This is a genomic window from Kitasatospora sp. NPDC085879, from assembly GCF_040686255.1.
Taxonomy (GTDB): Bacteria; Actinomycetota; Actinomycetes; order Streptomycetales; family Streptomycetaceae; genus Kitasatospora.
Genome location: NZ_JBFBJZ010000012.1, coordinates 37,384 through 57,883 on the forward strand (window position 1 = coordinate 37,384; position 20,500 = coordinate 57,883).

The following is a 20,500-nucleotide window of genomic DNA, read 5'->3' on the forward strand; positions in this document are numbered from 1 at the left end:
CCCACCCGCGGCCGAGCGCCGCTCGATCTACCGAACGCCAGGAGTGTGCCTCCGTGTCGATCATGCTGCCGCCGGGCTTGGCGAAGTTCTTCAGCATCGCGACCGGCATGAAGTGGCCGGAGGCGGACGAGGACCGGCTGCGCGCGGCCGGGGACGACTACCTGGCCATCGCGCAGGAGGTCCCCGAACTCCGGGAGTGGCTGCGGAGGTTGCTGGCCACCGTCCACCAGAACGACGTGTTCGCGGGCGAGGCGGCCGACCGGTTCTACCAGCGGGTGCTGCCGCTCATCGGCGGCACCGGCGGGACCGACTACGTGACCTCGGCGGGCCAGGTCGCCAAGCAGCTCGGCGACTTCGCCCACAAGGTGGCCAACCAGGTCGAGTACGCCAAGTGGATGATCATCGCCCAGCTCATCCAGCTCGTCGCGCAGATCGCCTGGGCCATCGCGATGCTGCCGATCACCTTCGGCGGGTCGGTCGCGGCGATCTTCGCCGCCTACGAGACCGCGGGCCAGCTGATCAAGCAGGTCTTCATCTGGCTGCTGAAGCAGCTCATGCTGCACGAATTCCTCTCCATCACCACCGCGATGGTGATGGACGGCATCATCCAGGGCATCCAGATCGGCAAGGGCCACAAGGACCACTGGGAGAGCGAGTCCTTCATCCAGTCCATCGAGATGGGTGCGATCAATGGCCTGCTGACCGGTCCGCTGGAGCTGCTCACCTTCGGCCTCGGCAAGCTGTTCGGGCGGGTGTTCGGGAGTGGCCTGAACAAGAGCCTGCTGAACGACATCAAGACCCTGGCGGGGGCCGATTTCAAGAACGCGGTCGGAGACAGGCTGAAGAGCCTCAGCGGGGCGGAGTTGAACGCCGTCCTCAAGAACGGGTCGAAGCTCGGCTACAAGGAAGCCCTGGCCATGGTCGAGAGCGACCTCAAGGCCCAGGCCGCGAAGGCCCTCGCCAAGGACACCGCGGGAGCGGTCTGGCGCGAACAGCTCAAGGAGGTCGCCCAGAAGGCCGCGAGCACCGCGGAGAACACCCTGGGCAAGGACGCCCTGTGGTCGGTGGAGCACCTCGGAGCCGGGTTCACCAAGGTGGGGCGGCTGGCGGACCAGATGGGCGAGGTGTTCGAGAAGGACCTCGTCAAGATGGGCGTCAACGCCGAAGTCGCCAACGCGGCCGGACGGTTGGTCGCGGCCCGGGCCCTCGCCGCCGGCGGACGCTACGCGGTGGACCTCGGAGCCTTCAACAAGCTGGCGCGAAGCCTGGTCGAGACCGCGGGCACGGTCGATCTCAAGGGCGCGGAAAGCCTCACCCGGCGGATCGGACAGCTGCAGAACGAGATCAAGGGCCTCACCGGCAACGCGCTGGAGAGCGACCTGAAGCGCCTGGAGCTGAAAAGCCTCCAGGACACCGTCAGGGCCACCCAGGACCTCGCCCAGCGCGCGGTGGGCATGATGGACGGACTCCACCCGCAGACCGCCGGACAGTTCCTGTACCGGTTCGGCGAGGGTGTCGGCGGCTGGATCAGGGGAGGCGTCCAGAACGTCCTCACCGAGGGGTCCTACAACCTCGCCTTCGGCGAGAACCACGAGTTCACCGTCAGCATCGAGAGCTTCTACGGCGGCGTCTCGATGGGTGCGCTGGGGCACCTGGGGCACATCGCGGGCGGCCCGCTGCGCCTCAAGCTGCAGGAACTGGACCTGCACCTGCCCAACTACGCCCGCTTCCCGCTCGCCGTGGTCTCCACCCTGATGGGCCACCCGACCTCGCTGTGGGTCTCCCACCCGACCGGCGGAGAGACCGCCGGCGGATCCGCCCCCCGGGCGGGGGACGTGAAGGTGAAGCTGGACTCCGAGGGACTCGGGGCGACGGCATCCGGCAACCGCAAGCCGGACACGTCGCTGGAGAGCCGGGAGGACGGGGCGAAGAAGGAGACGGAGTCCGAGAACATCGAACCCGCGAAGCCGGTCGTGACGGTCGGCGGAGGCGACGGAACGACGCCGAAGCCGGAGCCGCAGGCGGAAGCGCAGGCCTCCGCCCACGCCAACGTCCCCCCGCCCAGGAACGTCCCGACGGTCAGCAGCAGCCACCAGGAACTGCACGAGCAGCCCGCCCCCCACCACCAGGAGCAGCCCGCACCCCCGGAGCACGTCGCCCCCCACGGCCGGCCCGCTCCCGTGGAGCACGACAACGACTCCACGTCCGTGCTCCCGGACAAGCCCGTCGTGCAGCACCCGCCGCTCGACTACGGCCGGGCAACGGAGTTCGGCCGCCCGCTGAATCCCGAGGACAGGTCGGCCTGGGTGGTCGGCGACCCGCTCCCGGAGCCGCTCCTGAAGGCGCTGGCGCACCTGCCCGAGGACGGGGCGCGCTACGCCCTGGTGATGCACACCGACGAGCAGGGCTACCCGGTCCACGGGGGCACGCGGCTGACGCCGAAGGACATCGCCGGGATCATCCTCGATCTCGGCAGGCAGCTCGAAGGCAAGGAGGTCATCGACTTCGTCGCCTGTGACCTGAACGGTGGCGAGCGCTTCGACTTCGGCGCCAGTGTGATGGAACTCGTCTGGCAGCAGCCGGAGTTCTCCCATCTCAAGGGGCGGGCGGCCGACGGGCCGGTCTGGGTGGTGCCCGCCTTCCGCGAGCCGAGGAAGGGAGCGGAACTCCCCGGTCCCGGTCACCTGGTCGTCGCCAGGGCCGTCGGCTTCGACGCGGCGGGGCGCCCGGTGCTCGAGGGCCGCGGCAACTGGCAGGAGTACAGCAAGACCCCGAACACCCGGGAGGCCGTCGCGATCGTGGACTCGTCCACCTCCTCGTTCCCGGAGCACTACTCCAACAGCCGGTCCGACGCGTCGACGGGGCCCATCGCCGAGCAGATGGAGCTCGCCGGGCGCTTCGGCGAGGAGGCACCGCAGTTCCCCCCTGGGGCACCGGCCTCGGGAGACCAGCCGTCCCACCCGCCGCAGGACGGCGCGCGGCCGGACCACACCCCCGCCGGACCCGCCTACCACTACGCCGAGGCCCCCGAGCACATCCGCGCCGAGGCCGACGGCGCCCGGGCCGAGCAGTGGCGGGAGACCCAGCGGAACCTCCAGGACGCCTACGGCGCCAAGCTCTCCGAAGCCGCCGAACAGCACCGGACGGACCCCGACAGCAGCGGCCACCCGCTCGACGAAGCGGCCGCGGACCGGCTGGCCGAACAGTTCGCCAAGGGGTCCGTGCACTTCCCCGAGCACGCGTCGGTGGACCTGCCCGCGGCGGTGCGCCGCCGGGCCCAGGACATGCTGAACCAGGAACTGGCCGCCCGGCCGCAGGACCGCGAGCGGATCCTCGCCGAGCTGGACGGGCTGGTGCGCGTCGCGGCGGTGCGCGAGAGCTACGTCCGGATGGCCCGCGAGCGCTTCGAGCAGGCGCTGGAGGCCACGGGCTCCCCGAAGCTCATCGGCGACGGCACCGGCCCCACCCGCGCGCCCTCCCCGCTCTCGGAAGCCGCGCTGCGGGCGGTCCGCACGGGTACGGAGAGCGGGTTCCTGGCCCGCGCCGAGGCCGAGGCCGCCCGGCTCTACGCCCCGACCGAGGGAACCGGTCCCACCCACCGGGCCGAGGATGACGTCGACGCGGCCCGGGCGCGGGCGGAGAACTCCCTGGAGGGGCTCACCGTCCGGCTGCGCGAGGAACTCGGCCTGCACGCCGATCGCGAGCGCGCCCTCGCCGAGGCCGACCGCCTGGTCGAGCTCGCGACCCGGGACAGCGGCTGGTACGAACGGCTCTCGGCGGAGGACCGGGACCTGCTCACCGCGGCCGGGGTCACCGGGCAGCCGGGGCCCTCGGACGCCGGCGTGAAGGCGATCAAGGAGCAGCTGCGCGCACGGGTCGCCGAGGACTTCGCCGAGTTCACCGGCCCGCTCGACCCCGAGAGCGGGGAGCGCCGCGACCGTGCCGAGGCGGTGAAACTGTTCGAACTGGCCCTGGGCGGCCACGTCAGCGGCCTGCCCCACGAACTCGCCGTCCAGACGGCCCGCGAGAGCGCGATCCGGACGACCTTCGACGAGGTGGAGCAGGCGGCCGAGTCCTGGCACCTGGACCCCCGGCACCAGGCGCTTGCCGAACAGTTCGGCGTCACCGCGGGGGACATCCACCGGGCCAAGCAGGGAGTGACCCAGGACCTCGCCGAGGCCGTGGACCACCAGTTCCTCGAACACGCCGACCGCCCGGCCGTCCTCCGCCGCGCGATCGAGGGCCTCACCGAGGCCGGGAACGTCCGCGACCTGCTGGTGCACCGCGCCGCCCGGGCGGCGGCCCACCGCACCGCCGAGACCGCCGCGCAGGCGGCGGCCCACTCGCACGGCGTCCTGTCCGAGCACGCCCGAGACCGGCTGGCGGAGGGCCACGCCCAGCGGACCGAACGCGCCTTCGACGAACTGTTCCGCACGGCCGAGGACCTGACGACCCGTCAGGAACAGTGGGAGCAGCGCCGGAACGAGCTGGCGGACGAACTGGTCGAGCACGCCTCCTTCGAGCGGCAGGCCGCCCCCGCGCTCCGCGAAGCCGCCCGGGCCTTCGAAGACCTGGCCCGGTCGCACGTCGTCGGCCAGGACCGGGCCGCCGCGCTCAAGCGCGCGTACGGCGACGAGTTCTTCACCCACTACCGCGAACTGTGGACCCTCGGCCACTTCGACGAGGTCGCCTGGCAGATCCACGAACGCACCCACGAGGACGCCTTCGCCCACCGCGAGCAGCCGCGCCCCGAGGAGGGCGAGGACCGCTCCGGCGAGGAGGACGGGCACGAGACCCCCATCGACAGCATCGACGACCTTATCGCGGACGCGCTCTCCCCGAGCAGCGCTGTGAACCAGGTGCGGGTGGATCGGCGGCCGCGTTTTGTGGTGCGGTCGTCGTTCGATGCGCGGCGTTTCGTGCACGGTGGTGAGGAGCACACCGATCTGACGGTGCGGGTCGCGTTCCGGGAGGGTGCCGGGCAGGGTGCGGCCGGGGTGTGGGAGAAGTTGGTCGCGGGGGTGGAGGAGCATCTCAACGGGCCCGGTTACCGGTTGGCGAACGGTGACTTGATGCATGTCACGGTGGTGCGGGTCGAGCCGGGTGCGGATGCGCATCTGACGGTGGACCTGGTGGGCCGGGACCGGGAGATGGACCAGAACGCGTGGTGGGCGGACGGTGACTCCCTCGACTATGTGCACGAGTTGGGTCACCAGTTGGGTCTGCGGGACGAGTACCGGACGGCGGACCTTTCGCACCGTCCGGATGTCGGCGGCAGTCTGATCGGCGATCCGCATGCCCCGGCGCCGGCGGGTCTGCGGCAGGGCGGTCTGCGCGAGCGGCACCTGTCGCTGATCTCCAGGATCGTCGGCGATGTGGAGCGGCCCCCGACCTCCGGTCCGAAGGACCTGACCTGGCAGCAGGTTCGCGACGCGGTGGCGCCGCACGAGCGGAGCCACGTCTGGGTCGACCCGGTCTCCGAGCCGCTGCACACCGACGAGGGCGCCGTCCCCCCGCAGATGGCGGGGCAGGGATGGATCGACCCGCCGGCAACGGGCCCGTGGATCATCAAGCACCCCGGGTACGCGTCCGGCGACCAGTGGGGGATCGCCGCGGCCATGCTCCACAACGACCGGTTGAACGTCCTGATCGCACGCGGGCCGGATCCCCACGAGGCCGGCCACGACCCCGCCATGGACAAGTCCCGGGAGATCGAGCAGTTCTACCGCTCCGCCGGGATCCCCCGCGAGCGCATCCACGTGGTGAGGGCGGAGAGCGCGACGAAGGAAGCCTTCGGGGCCGCGTTGCAGCACCGTGCCATCCAGCTCCTGAAGACCGCCCGGGGGGTGTCACGCCTGTCCTCCGAGGACATCAAGCAGTCGGTCAGGGGTGTCACCGATGCCACCTACTACCTCGGCAGGCACTTCAGCGAGCCACTCCGTCACACCATCCGCGATGCCTGGGGCATGAACGACCGCACCTTCGACCCGCTGATCCGCCAGTGGCTGGAGGAGCGGCACGGCATCCCGATGCTGCCGCAGGATTCCAAGGTTCTCGTGCTCTGGTCCCGCTTCACCGGCAAAGCGGCGAAATGGGCCAACGTGTCCGGCCGGCTGGAGCACGACACGAGCTTCGAGGGTGTGCGGCAGATCCTGCGCGAATTCGCACACAGCTACGACGCGGTGATCATCACCGGTGACCCCCACCCGAGCCGGAGCGGCAAGTGGGACAACCTGGTCACGAGCATGCGCTCCGAACTCGGCAGTGACGGCATTCACCACATCACCGGATTCTGGCGGGCGCAGGACGAGCTGACATCCGCCTGGACGGGGGGCACCAGGATCGGGCAGTTGCGCCTGTACGAATACCTCAAGCAGCGCTACCACGTGGATCACCTGGGATTCCGATCGGGAAACCTGGAGTCGGTCGCCCTCATCGGTCACCGTGTCTCGTACCTGGAGGAGTTCGGCGCCACCGGATCGTCCCGGATGGAGAGATGGCACCGCCAGAACGACGGCAGGACCAAGGTCGGAGGCAAACCCGTGGGCTACGAGCGCGTGCTCGTCTCACAGCCGCCCACCGCCTCCGGCCGGTACGCCAAGCCCTATGACAGCAGGGTGGAGGGCGCCCCTCCGTATGTGCCGCAAGCGGGGGAGTGGCCCAAGGCGTCGGAGGTGTACAGCCATGAGCGCGGCTTCGCCTACGAGGACCTCGTCGAGATCAGGAAGAGGCTGCTGCCCAAGGAGCGCCACGTGCAGGTGACGCACACCAGGTTCATGGTGAACCGCGTCCACCACCTGCAGCGCCGGTACGAGAAACTCCGCCAGATCTACAGCACGTACACGTATGGATCCCCGGAGGGCCAGGCTTACCTGAGCGGGTCCTACGACACCGTCTTCCGGAAGACGGTGGATTTTTCGAGCGTCGAGAACGACTACGCCTCGATGGCGGCGTACCTGGAGTATCTGCCCACGCTCCAGCAGGTCGTCCGCACCGCGCACGCGGAGTACCTGCTCGGCATGGCGAACGTCCACGTCCAGGTGTTGCGGTCGGTGCCGCACGACGGGGACTCCCTCTACCACGCCGTCACCGCCGCCCTCCACATGTCCATCGGGGCGGGGGACGCGCGACAGGGACTCGCCTCCTGGATGGAAGGCAACCGGCAATCGGGGATCGAGGACCTCGCGACGAGGTCCGGGACGACCTTCGACGCGTTGGTCACCGCGGTCCGCACACCTGGCAGTTGGGCCGGGGCCGCCGGTGAGCTGGTTCCGGTGCTGTTGGCCTCCTCGCTGCGCCTGCGCATGCATATCCGCATCGGGGACATGTGGCACCAGGTCGGGCCGATGGACGGCCACTACGACCCGGAGGCCAGGGACATCTATCTCGACCTCTCGGGGAACCACTACACCCCGTTGGAGCTGGTTCCGAGCACGTCGGGCGAGCAGGTGGTGTCGCAGAGCTCCTCGAAGCGCCCGTTCGAGGGCGGGTCGGACCACGAGGGCCGGGACGCGCAGCGTTTCCGGCAGGACGAGACCCGGTCGGCGCCGCCGACCCCCGGGCAGGACGGGCGGGTCGTGCTCGGCCGGCCGCCGGTCGGGCTCGGCGGCGGCGACATGCCGGTGCCCGGGCCGCTGCATGAGCAGGTGCAGGCGCTGGAGCACCTGTCGCGCGAGGACCGGCGCAGGCTCGCCGAGGACGGCGACTTCGTCGAGAACCTGTCCACCGAGCTCGGGCCGGAGGACTTCGCGCAGGCGGTGGCCCGCCTGCTCCTCGACGTCGACCCCCGCACCCGGCAGCCGGTCGCCGCCCGCCGGACGGCGGAGGCGCTGATCGCGCGGATGCTGTCGGACAAGGCGCTCGCGGAGCGGCTGGTCGACGCGGGTGTCCGGGTCGAGGTGGTGCCGCGCGACGTCCCGATGACGGACGTGCCCGGTTTCTCGGGGCACCCGCAGGGGTCGGGCGACGGTCGTGACTGGTCGATGGTCCGCGGTTCCAGCGGGAAGCGCCTGGTCCTGATCACCGAGGAGAACCTGCTCGGTGCCCGCACGACGGTCGGGCCGAACCTGCAGCACCCCGAGGGCTATTCCACCTCCGTCCACGAACTGGCCCACACCATCCACGAGTTCGGCCTCACCCAGGAGCAGCGGGAGCTGGTCGCGCAGGCCTACCGGGACCGGAAGGCCATCGATGCCCTGGCCGAGCAGAACGCCGCGGCCTGGCCGGACGGCGGCGTGTTCGACGCGGCCGGCAACCGGGTGGGCAACTACTCGGCCCGCGACGAGCACGAGTTCTTCGCGCAGCTGGTCACGGCGTACTTCGGGCACAACCACGGCAACGACCCGGCCACCGGGCTGCCCCGCAACAACGGCGCCGACTGGGTGCATGAGAAGGTCCCGGACCTCGTACCGGTGCTGGAGTCCCTCTTCGGCCCCGGCCCGCGGGCGGAGCACACCGAACCGGCCAACCCGATCTCCCGCACCGAGGCGGAGGAGGAACTGTTCGACGGTTTCCGGGAGTTCATGGAGAACGCCACCGCCGTCCAGCAGGTGCGGGTGGATCGGCGGCCGCGTTTTGTGGTGCGGTCGTCGTTCGATGCGCGGCGTTTTGCGCACGGTGGTGAGGAGCACACCGATCTGACGGTGCGGGTCGCGTTCCGGGCGGGTGCCGGGCGGGGTGCGGCCGGGGTATGGGAGAAGTTGGTCGCGGGGGTGGAGGAGCATCTCAACGGGCCCGGTTACCGGTTGGCGAACGGTGACTTGATGCATGTCACGGTGGTGCGGGTCGAGCCGGGTGCGGATGCGCATCTGACGGTGGACCTGGTGGGCCGGGACCGGGAGATGGACCAGAACGCGTGGTGGGCGGACGGTGACTCCCTCGACTATGTGCACGAGTTGGGTCACCAGTTGGGTCTGCGGGACGAGTACCGGACGGCGGACCTTTCGCACCGTCCGGATGTCGGCGGCAGTCTGATCGGCGATCCGCATGCCCCGGCGCCGGCGGGTCTGCGGCAGGGCGGTCTGCGTGAGCGGCACCTGTCGCTGATCTCCTCGGTCGTCGGGCATCTCGACCAGCACCCGGGGAACGGGGCGGGCCACCGGAGTTGGGACGAGGTCCGCGACGCCACCGTCCCGCAGGCGCGCAGCCACGTCTGGGTCGACCCGGTCTCCGAGCCGAAGCTCCACGGCAGCGAGCCCGCCGTGACGGAGGTCGCCCCGCAGGTCAGGGATTCCGGAAATTCCTACGATCAGGTGAAGGCGGTGGACGAAAAAGCGATCATCATGCAGCCCGGTTATGCGTCGGGCGACCAGTTCGGCATTGCGGTGGCGCTGATCCTCAACGACAAGCTGCACATCGTGATCGGAAAGTCTCGGGTCAGGGACAAGGGGGACAAGTCCGAGGAGATCGCCGATTTCTACCGGCGCTCCGGGGTCGGCGAGGACCGCATCCATCTCGCCTCCGCCAAAAGCATGGTCACCAGGGATCAGTACGGCGCCCTGGAGGAGGTGGCAGGGGAAGTCCAGAAGAAACTGAAGAACCAGGGGTACGGAAGAGACTCGATCAAAACCGTCTACTACGGAACGGAGATGGTCGGCCGTTACTACGGCAGGGAGACCGCCGAAATCATTCGGAATGCCTGGGGGCTCACCGGGGAGAAGGACGGCGAGATCAGGGAGTGGCTGAAGAAGCGGGGCATCGGCCCGAAGCCCGGCAGCAAGGTCCTGGTGATCTGGTCCCGCTTCACCGGGAAGAAGACCGAGTGGTTCAGCCTGAAGGGCCGGATGGAGCACGACACGAGCTTCGAGGGCACACGGCAGCTCCTGCGGGCCCTGGGTGACAAGTACGACACGGTGCTCATCACGGGCGACTCCCACCCCGCTGCGGACAAGAGCGGCAAGTGGGACGGGCTGATCAAGGAAATGAACGCCGCTCGGCGGATGCGGACGAAGAGCAGTGACGACCGCTTCCATGACATCACCAACTTCTGGGGGAAGGACAGGCCGGACGCGGCCGACGTCGACCGATGGACGGGGGGTTCGAGGTCCGGACAGCTCCGGCTGTACGACTACCTCCGCAGGGAGTACGACGTGCAGCACCTCGGTGCCCGCTCCGGAAATCTGGAGGCCGTGGCGCTGATCGGCCAACCCGTCCATTACCTGGAGGAAAAGGGAGCCAGTGGTTCCTATCGGATGAGCCACTGGCACAGGAAGGCATCAGGTAAGACCGTTCTCGGGGGCTTCCCCCCGGGGTACGAGCGATTGAACATCACTACTCCTCCGACCGCTTCCGGACGGTTTGCCCAGCCGTTCGATTCGCGCAACCAGAACTCACTCACCTACTCCCCGACGGGAGGTGGGTTGTGGCGCAAGCCTTCCGGTGTCTACGGCAATGCGCGCGGGTTCGACCATGATTCGATGCAGCACATCATGGGTGCGCTCGGACATGCGCAGGGACTCCGGGGGGAACAGGTCAGAGATTTCTATCGGGATCGCATCGCCAGCCTCCGGGCCCAGTACGAGAAGGTGTACAAGGAGGTTCAGGCCACCCTCGTGTCAAAAGCGGATCCCGCGCTCGTCAAGACTTCCGAAAAGTATCGATTTGATTTTGGCGGGCTGGTCCGTCGAATCGAGAGAGAGATGCTTGCGAGCAGTGCTCTGATGGGGGACCCGAAGAAGCACTACGAAAGCCTGGCCGAGAGGATTCTGCCCGGGATCGCCCACATGTGGAGGATCAGGCGTGATTTCGAGGAGCACTCGAATGCGGCCGATCTGGGCTGCGCCATTGATTGGCTGCCGGCGGGTGAGGGGAGTCTTTACCAGGCGATCCACAAGGCCCTGAATTACCCTGGAGAGTCATGGGGGAATGTCAAGGGGGAGGTCGTTTCCGGGGCGAAGGTGCTGAAAACCCGCGCTCTGGACTCATACTTCAAGAGCAGCGGTGTGAAGGGAATGTCCGGGAGTAGGGAACTCGAGGCTGCGCTCAAGGGTGAGGGGAAGTGGGTCGATGAGTTCGGGGAGCAGGTCCTGAAAACCCTCGCCAAGTCCCTCCGGGTTCGATTCGATGTTTTCGACGGAATCGCCTGGACCTCGTACGGGCCGAGTGGGGAGACAAACAATGTGGTCCGCCTCCTGCGGGGGGAGGACCACTACTCGCTGCTTCGTGAAACAAGGATCAGCGGCTCCGTCGGGGACGCCGTGCGGGTCGATGGGCAGTCTCCCTCGCTCCCGCTTCCCGGCCACTCCTTGGTGGGAGACGGAGGCAAGACCTACGGGTGGGTGGTGGACGGTCCCGTGTCGCTGCCTGAATTCAGGAAAATGGTGGGTGGTCCGGGCGATTCGTTCAGGATCGTGGTCCACACCGACAAGGACGGCCGGCCGACGGTGGGCGGGCATCCCTATGCCGCGACGGACATGGCCGATCTGATTGCCTCCTTGAAGAACGAAGGTCACTGGAACGGCAAGGACCCCCTGGAGATCGCCGCCTGCCGTCTCGCCTCCGAGAAGAACACCTACCTGAAAGAACTGGAAACCGCCCTGTACCGCAAGGGGGTGACGGCTCTCATCCACGCTTTCACGGAGGACGTCTGGTTCGCTCCCGTCTTCGAGCAGAGCAATGGCAGTGACCCCCAGGAGACCGGGGACCGCGCCCTCGTGAGCGCGAAGGAGGTCGGTTTCGACAGTAAGGGTCTGCCCGTGGTCAAGGGACCCGGTAAGCGGGTGACCATCGACTTCGGGTGGTATCCGATGGAAAAGCGGGTGATCGAGTATCTACGGAGGGAGGTGACGGACCGGGCGGACTCCCTGGGCTACAAGTCGACCGTGCAGAAGGTCACCCTGCTGGACGAGGAGTTGAGGTTCGCCGGGCGCGGCCGGTCCTCGGAGACCGAGGACGGTTCGGAGCTGTCCCCCGGGGAGGAGACGGGGCAGCACCAGGAGCAACTGCAGCCGCAGCCGAATTCCGAGACCGAGGTGCAGTCCGGCCCCACGAGCCAGGTGCAGCGCGGACCCCGGAACCAGCGTGAGGACGAGTACAACCACAACCTCGAACTCGCGCTCCAGGCGAGCAACAGCAGGCTGGAGGAGCAGCGCCAGCGCCAGAGCGAACAGCGTGAGCACGAGTTCGAGCCGCGGCGTCAGCAGCAGAAGGCGAAGGAGGCTCAGGAGGAGCTGGAGCGTCTGGAGGCTCTGGAGCGGGAGACCGAGGCGGAGTGGGAGCGCCTGGAGACCCGGGAGCGGGAGGCGGAGAAGGAACTTGAGCGTCTGACGGCTCTGGAGTCGAAGGCGGAGGAGAAGCAGGAGCGTTTGGCGCGGGAGGCGAAGGCGGCTCAGGAGGAGCTGGAGCGGCTGGATGGTCTGGAGCGGGCGGCGCAGGTGAAGCTGGAGGCTCTGGAGCGTGAGGAGCGAGGGGCGCTGAAGGCCCTGGAGAAGCTGGAGCGTGAGGAGCAGGAGGCGCTGAAGGCCCTGGAGAAGCTGGAGCGTCAGGAGGAGGAGACACAGAAGGCCCTGGACGCCCTGAAGACCCGGGAGCGGGAGGCTCAGGAGGCGCTGGAGGTCCTGAAGGCCCGGCAACAGGAGGAGCTGGAGCGGGAGGAGCAGGAGCGTCGGCAGCAGCTCGAGGCCGAGCGGCAGCAGCCCGATCCGGAGCCGCCGGCGGCGTTGGACGGGCGGCACCGGCAGTACCTGGAGGGCATCAAGATCGTCGGTGAGCCGGGTCCGGCCGCGGTGCGGACGCGGGTGCAGGATCTGCTCGGTGCCGCGGGGAACGACCGGCAGGTGCGGTGGCAGTTGGATGCCGCGTTCGATCCGGCGAACTTCCGGGCGAAGCACGCCGAGATGGTGAACGGCGGCTGGCACACCGTGGTGTGGGTGAACGGCAGGCAGCACGAGCTGGTGGTTACGGCGGAGGCCGCTGTCTGGCAGTTGCGGACCGCCGGCGAGGCGGACGCGAGGAACACCGGGGAGGGCTTCGAGGTCGTCTCCGAGGCGGCGCACGACTCCGACCCCCGCAAGGTGCAGCTCGCGACCAACGAGGCCGGTCTGGATCTGGGGCCGACCCACATCAACCCGGTCAACCCCGTCCTCCAGTCGTTGCACACGGTGTCCGTCGGCCTGGGCGGTGCCAGCCACGGCACGGAGTCCTCGCTCAAGGTCACCGCGTCGGCGGCGAACAAGGTGGCCCTTGTCGGTCGGACCGACACCTACGCCTCGGAGTTCACCTACCGGGTGCGGGTGTACGACGAGCAGCGGCGGGAGCTGCTGCCCCTGGAGGACCGGGGGCCGATCACGGCCGAGGTGACCGCCGAGATCCCCCGCGGCTCGGTCACGGCCGGGCTCCTGCCCCAGTGGCAGGGCTGGAACCGCCCCGCCGGCGGGCAGTCCGCCGGCGGTCACCCGTGGGCGGTCCGTGGCCTGCACGCCGTGCGGGAGGCGGTCTTCGCGGCGCTGCCGCGCGAGCAGCGCCCCGACGGGACGGCGCACCGCGCGATCGTTGACTTCCTCGGCACGAAGAGCGTGATCGACGGCTTCGAGCACGCGTCGAGCTGGGGGCTGGACTCGCCCGACCTGACGTTCTCGGACGGGCGGACCGGCCGGCTGCGGCTGACGGTCGAGCCGCTGGAGAGCACCGTCCAGGACGTCCTGGACAGCAAGAGCGTCCTGGGCGCCAAGTGGTCGGCCGAGCAGGCGGCGAACCGCTCGGAGGGGAGCAGCCGGAGCCTGGGCACCAACCACGGCCTCTCCGGCCAGATCTGGCAGTCGCCGGTCTCCAAGGAGAGCAAGTGGCTGACGGGCAACCTCGGTTACGGCTACACGGCGTCGACCTCGCACGGCACGAAGGGCAAGAACACCCTCACACTGGAGCACGGCCACGAGGAGCAGGGCAGGAACGAGCTGGTGGCGACCGAGGTCCGCTTCCGGGTGCGGCTGATCGAGGACCACCTGTCGCCCGGGGCCGACGGCCTCGTCCACAGTCGTGCCACCGACATCCCGCTGCCGGTGGACGCCACCGGCGAGGTCGTCCGGATCAGCCCGCTGCGGGAGCGCACCGAGGCGCCCGCCGGGGACGTTCCCCAGCCGGACGCGCTGACCGCCCCGCGGGTGCGCAGCCGCACCGCCTACCTCGACGTCCCGGGGTCGACCGAGCTGGTCACCACCATCGTCGGACGCCTGCACACCCTCGCCCCCGGCCTCCTGCCGCCGGCCGGGAACCCCGGCACGCCGGTCACCCCGCAGGCGCACGCGAACCTGCGCAGCCTGCACGAGCAGCTCTCGCCCTCCGCGCTGCGCGCGGCCGCCCCGGACCTGCTGGAAGGCACCTTCCGGATCGTGCTGGAGGCCCCGCGGCTGCCGGGCCTCCCGGAGTCCGCGTACGAGATCCTGGTCCGCGCCGACCTCGCGGCCGGCCGGCTCCTGAGCAGTGGCCCGGCCACCGCGAAGGAGGTCGTCACCCGGTCGGTGGGGGCCGACAAGTCGGTGGGCCTCGGCGGCAAGCACGCCTTCACCGCCGGCAGCTCCCTCCGCACCGCGCTGAACCCGCCCAACACCCAGCGTGCCTTCGTGACGCTCGGCTTCGAGTACTCCCGGGGGAACTCGCACCAGCTGACCACCGGCTCCGAGACCGAGGTCAAGCAGGACTTCAGTCTGGAGAGCACCACCGACCGGATCTCCTACCCGGTGACCCTCGGCGTCCACATCGGCCCGCTGGACCCGCGGGCCCCCCGGAGGAACCTCGGACCCCAGGACCCCGTGGACCTGCTGCCGGTCGGCGAGCTCGTCGTCGGCGTGCACCGACTGCGGGACGTGCCGGAGGCCGAAGCGCCCCCCGAGCGGCTGGCACCGGCGGAGCTGCCGGCCCTGCACCTGGTACGCGACATCAGCACCGCGGACTTCCGGCTCCGTGCCGAGGACGCGATCAAGTCGGCCTACACCGCACGGAAGGACGGGACGCAGGCGCCGGAGGAACTGCACGAGGCCCTGGACGTCCTCACCGACCGCCGGCGGCTGCGTGGGATCGTCCAGGCCTCGCACCACGGCTGGGCCACCACCATGGACCTGCACGTCGGTTCGGGCCGGAACCGGGACACCGTGGGACTGTCCCTGCACACCGAACTGGGCCCGCTGCAGTACCGGGAGACGCTGACCGGCGAGGGCAAGCTCGCCCTGGAGCTGAAGTCCAGCACGTCCAGCGCCACGGCGGACAAGGACACCAGCAGCAGGAAGGGGAACCTGGCCGGCGACTTCGGGCGCTTCCCGGAGACCCCCGAGGGCCTGAACACCTCGACGTACCAGCTCCGGGGCGGCGGCAGGCTCAAGGGCTCCCTCGGGGACGAGTACAGCGACGCGGTCAAGGAGAAGACCTCGACCACCCGCGAGGCCGCGCAGAAGGGGACCTGGCACGTCTACGAGTCGACGGCGACGATCACCGTCAAGGGCCGGGTCACCGACGCGAACGGGAACGTCAGCCACGGCCCCGGACGGCAGAGCGAGAACCACACCGTGCTCGTCCTGCTCTCCGACGCGGACGCCAAGGCGATGGCGACGCGGCCCGGCGGGCCGGTGAACGACGCGACGCCCCTCCCGGAACCCCGGGAGGCCAACCTGCTGCAGTCGGGGGTGGGCGCCGGCACCGTCGTCGAGTTCCACGACACGGACGCGATCCTGCGGGAGATCGACAACCAGATCCGGGGCCGGCAGCCGGACGGCGCCCAGCCCAGGGACCCGGACGCGGCCCTGCCCTTCGCCGAGGCGTTCTCCCCGCACAGCCTGTCGGCGAACTTCGACGACCTCGTCAACAAGGGCATCCTGGAGTACCACGTACAGGAGACCCGGACCACCCGGGTCGTCACCAAGGTCCTGGTCCGCGGCATCGTCGAGGGCGGCTGGACCGACGCGCGGCAGCAGTCGACCATGGAGATCACCCGCAAGACGGGGATCGCCCGCACCGTCAAGGGCAACGACGGCAAGAGCTGGACCGGCGGCGGCGACCTCAATGTCCGTCCCTCGTACGGGGTGCCGCGGGCCGCCCAGCACTTCGGGACCCTCAGCTACGCCCCCACCCTGGGCGGCGAGCTCGGCGGCGGAACCGGCCACGAGGGCGGGATCACCACGAAGGTCGGGCACAAGACGTCGAAGTTCGGCGCCACCCGCCTGTTCACCGCTCGGATGCGATTCGAGGTGACCGTCACCCGGCAGGAGCACGGCCGGTACGTCGAGCTGGACGCCCCGCTGCCCGTCACCGCGGACCGGGACGTGAAGGCCTGGGTTCCCGAGTCGATGACCACGGTCCCCGGGGCGGTGGAGGCGCCCGAGCCGCCGCTCGTCCCGCAGGGGGACCAGGCGGGCCACGGGCCCGAGCACGGTGGCGCGATCGAACTGGGTGCGATCGTCGTCCAGGACGCCGCGGCGTGGGCCCGGTCGCTGGCCTCGGGGCACGACCTGGTCGGCTTCGACGGGACGAACCTGCTCCTGGACACCGCCGTCACCCTGCTGAACACCCCCCGCCCCTGGGGCGACGGCATGCTGGGCACGCTGGGACGCAACGCGGCGAAGGTCTACGAACCGGTGCACGGACTGGTCGGCAGCATGGCGGCCGGCGCCGTGTCGGCGGTCGTCCCGGAACACGTCCTGGCGACGGCGAGGAATACCGTCGCCTCCTTCACCACCGACACCAGGCTCGCCGAGGACCACCCGCTCCGGACCGAGAGCGGGCTGCCGCTGGCCACGCAGAGCGCGCTGCGCCAGGCGCTCTCGCCGCAGACCCTGCACGCGGTGTTCCACCGCCTCAAGGAACAGGGCGCGGGATACGAGACGGTGGCGCTCGGCCAGGACGGGCGGACCGCACTACGGGTCGGCCTGGAGGCCGTCGGGGACACCACCGAGATCGCGACCCGCCCCCAGGGCGAGGACGAACTCACCGGGACGACCGAGCTGGAGTCGACCGTGACCGGCATCCGCACGGTGGCCTGGAACGCCAACCCGCTCGACTTCGCCGCGACGACGGCGGCACCGATCGTGATCGTCCCGGTCAACACCCTGCGGCCCGGCGGGACCAGCACGTTCGACCACCCGGGCCCGGCGACGTACGCCCCCGGCGTGCCGCACGGGGACCTCCCGATCGGCGAGGTGCCGCACGGCAAGACGCCCACCGAGCCCGGCAAGGCCGCCCTGAAGGGCGAGCAGGTCCTGCTGCGCCAGCGCGTCCGGTTCGCCCTTCAGCGGGTCGACGGGGACGGTCCGTACGGCGACGCCGTCCCGGTGGAGGGGAACCTCTACTACTGGGCGGCCCGGCCGGAGGCGACCGTGCCGGAGAACACGGTCCACACCAACCAGGGGAACAACGAGGGCCAGGGCGAGGGGGCGGTGCAGCTCCAGCCGGGGGCGGCCCACCTCGCCGGCGTGACGCACGACCCCGACGCGCCGCAGCCGAACGCGCCGCGGCCGCACGGGGAGGAGCCGCCCCCGCACGACGGCGTGCCGCTGTCGGACCTCGGCAGCCGGGCGAACGGGCGCTACCTGCGCAGCTCCACCGAGGAGTCGGCGGGGGACACGGCGGTGCGCGAGGCCCTGGCACACACGCCGCACCGGGACGGCGAGTTCGTCGTCGCGGTGCGGACCGACCCGGACGGCGGGCTGCCCGTGGTCGACGGGAGGGCGATCGGGCCGGTGGAGTTCGCCCGGACGCTGCTGCGCTGGAAGGCCGAGGGGGTGTGGAACGGCACCGACCGGCTGGTGTTCCTCGCCTGCTCGCTGGGGTCCGCCGACGGCGGTCGCTACCTGCCGAGGCTGCTCGACGAACTGGCCGGGCACGGCGTCCACGCCACGGCCAGGGCCGCCAAGGGCCTGTTCTGGGTCGTCCCGCCGGAGGGCGCGGGCGTCGGGGGCCACCTCGTCCCGGCCCGGCAGGTGTTCCGCCTGGACGGCCGGCCGATGATCGTCCAGGACGGGCCGCTGCTGGAGTTCGACAGCGCGGCCACGCCGCCGCGCGAGGTCCCCGTGGACCTGCCGGCCGGCTACGAGGCCGCGGTGCCGCAGGACACCACCGCGCCGAGCGGGCCGTCCGCCCTCGACGGGGCGGTGCACTTCGCCCTGCCGACGGAGGTCGGTCCGTGGCACACCGACCACTCGGCCGACCACATCGCCAACGTGCTGAACGACCTGGTGGGGCCCGAGCCGCACCACGCCCTCCAGGTGCCGCCGGAGATCGGCCTGCACACGCCGCCGGCCGCGGGATGGCTCAACCCGGCCAACTGGCCGCCCGGCACCACCGGCCCGCAGGCCGCCGAGGCGTTCTTCGAGCAGAGCGGCCGCTGGCAACTGGCCCACGACCACTTCGAGGCCATGCCCCGCGACTTCCGACTGCGGTACGCGCAACTGGAGTTCCACACGGCGATCGCCCGGGACCAGCAGGCGGCGGAGGACCGGGCCGCCGCGCTGCAGCAGATGACGGAGTTCGTCGCCGAACTGGACGAGCACCACCGCTCGGCGCTGGAGTTCTACACCAACCCCAGCGAGGACGGCGACGGCGGCGCGGCCGGCGAGCTCTCGTACTTCCAGGTCAAGCAGGCCCAGTGGACGCTGGACCTGGGACCGGGCGCCGACATCGCCGCCCACCCCCAGGGCCCGGCCGTCCTGCACTACATCGAGACCATCGGCGACGCGATCACGCAGTGCCCGGTGACGACGCCGCTGCTGGTCAGCCGGGGCGCTCCGTTCGTGGGGAACTGGGGTCACCCGGTGGGCCTGCAGGTCGGCGTGGCGGTCCACGAACCCACCTTCGTCTCCGCGACGGTGGGCGAGCAGCTGCACGGGTCCTTCGCCGAACGGCTGATCCGCATGCACCTGTACGTGCCCGAGAACGTCCAGGGCGCGTACCTGCCGGCGATCTCGGTGAGCCCCGAGGAGCTGGAGATCCTCTTCGGGAGCGGAATGACCTGGATCCCCGTCCGGATCATCCCGCCGGAGCACCCGCTGAACGTCCCGCTGGACAGCGGCGAGGGGACCGTGCCGCCGGAGCACCAGTGGGTCGTCTACGGCCGGCTGGAGGACCCGCCCCCGCTCTCCGACGAGGAGTTCGAGGAGTTCGAGTAGGACGGCCCCCGGGGGGCCGTCCGGCTCAGCCGCCCAGGCCGCGCAGGGTCCGGTAGACGCCGCACGCCTGGAGCGCCAGCGGCAGCAGGGCGAGGGCGCACAGGGTGTGCAGGATGTCGGCGGCCCGCCCCCAGTACGGGAGCAGCCGTCGGCCGGGCACCGTCCAGCCGACCACCAGGAGCACGGCCCCCGCGGCCGGCAGCGCGCCCGCCAGGGCGAGGCGCCCGGTCGCCGACGCGGTGGCCACGGTGCCTGGGAGCAGGAGCAGAATGCCGAACACGCCCGGCAGCAGGACGACCAGCCGCTGGCGGATGCTGCCGACAGCCCGCGCGTGCAGCAGGAGCAGCAGGCTCAGGGCGGCGGTCTCGGCGGGCCCGGCCCAGCTGTCGATGAAGGGCAGGACCGCCAGGCAGGCCGTGCAGACCGCGCCGATCGCGGTGTGGAAGGCCATCAGGTAGTCGTCCGCCACCAGCGCGCGGGGAAGGACGGCGGAAGCCGGCACCGGATCGATGTTCTCCTGCAGTTCCTCCGCGTTGCGCGGCAGCATCGGCAGCCGCAGCCCGGACAGCCGGAAGGCCGTCGACGGCACGAACGCGCCCACCAGCACCGTCGCCACGGCCATGGCCGCCACCGCGGCGGACGGCGTCAGCCCGACCAGCAGCAGGCCGCCCGCCAGCATGCCGAGCAGGGCGGTGAGGACCACCCCGAGGAACAGCGGGGTCGCCGCACCGACCGCCGCCAGCGCCAGGACCGCGGCACCGGCCGCGGCCGAGGACGCCGCCAGCACCCGCGCCCCCAGCAGGTCGTCGCCGCTCGGCCCCTGCGGGACCAGGAAGGCGGCCAGCGCCAGGTACGGCACGGCCGCCGCGCCCAGCGCGGCGCCGGTGCCCGCGTCGGCCATCGCCCGGGAGGCGCCGGCCGCGCCGAACAGCAGCAGCAGCGCCACCAGGGCCGCCACCGCCGTGCGCGGGGCGCCCGGACCGGACACGGCCAGGGGCACCCAGCCCGCCGCGAACGCGGTCAGCGCCAGGGCCAGCGACACCACCCGGGTCGCGGCCGGGCGCCAGGTGTCGCCCCGCCCGCGCACACCGGTGGCCACACCGTCCACCAGGTCGTCGAAGTGCACCGGTGGCAGGGCCTCGTGGCGCTCCCTCAGGTAGAGGGACTCGCCGTCGTGCAGGCCCAGGGCCTCGGCGCTGCGCTCCTCGTCCAGCGGGTCCTCGCCGAGGCGCTGCAGGACCCAGCCGCCGTGCTCCAGCCCGTCCTCGGCGAGGTCGGGGCCGGCATGGCCCAGGACGGCGGGCAGCAGGTCGGCCAGCGGAACGTCGGCGGGCACCGCCAGTTCGAAGGCCGTACCCGGTGCGTGGAACCTCAATCGGCACAGTCCTGCGACGACACTGTTGCTCATGTCTGTC

General features: G+C 70.8%; 2 protein-coding genes. One reads left to right on the forward strand and one right to left on the reverse strand.

What is annotated here, in order from left to right:
* Positions 1-62 precede the first annotated feature (62 nt).
* A complete protein-coding gene (locus tag AB0P35_RS12050; RefSeq protein ID WP_363509828.1) occupies positions 63-19,085 on the forward strand; it encodes an ADP-ribosyltransferase in 19,023 nt (6,340 codons plus the stop codon).
* 25 nt (positions 19,086-19,110) lie between these two features.
* On the opposite strand, the gene eccD is transcribed toward AB0P35_RS12050, so the two are convergent.
* The gene (eccD, locus tag AB0P35_RS12055; protein WP_363509684.1) at positions 19,111-20,493 is read right to left on the reverse strand and encodes a type VII secretion integral membrane protein EccD; all 1,383 of its coding nucleotides are present in this window, start codon (positions 20,491-20,493) and stop codon (positions 19,111-19,113) included.
* Positions 20,494-20,500: the final 7 nt, after the last annotated feature.

What these genes read in the sequence shown, in the direction of transcription:
- AB0P35_RS12050 (WP_363509828.1), top strand. Translation starts at nt 63, where the DNA reads ATGCTGCCGCCGGGCTTGGCGAAGTTCTTCAGCATCGCGACCGGCATG.
- eccD (WP_363509684.1), bottom strand. Translation starts at nt 20,493, where the DNA reads ATGAGCAACAGTGTCGTCGCAGGACTGTGCCGATTGAGGTTCCACGCA.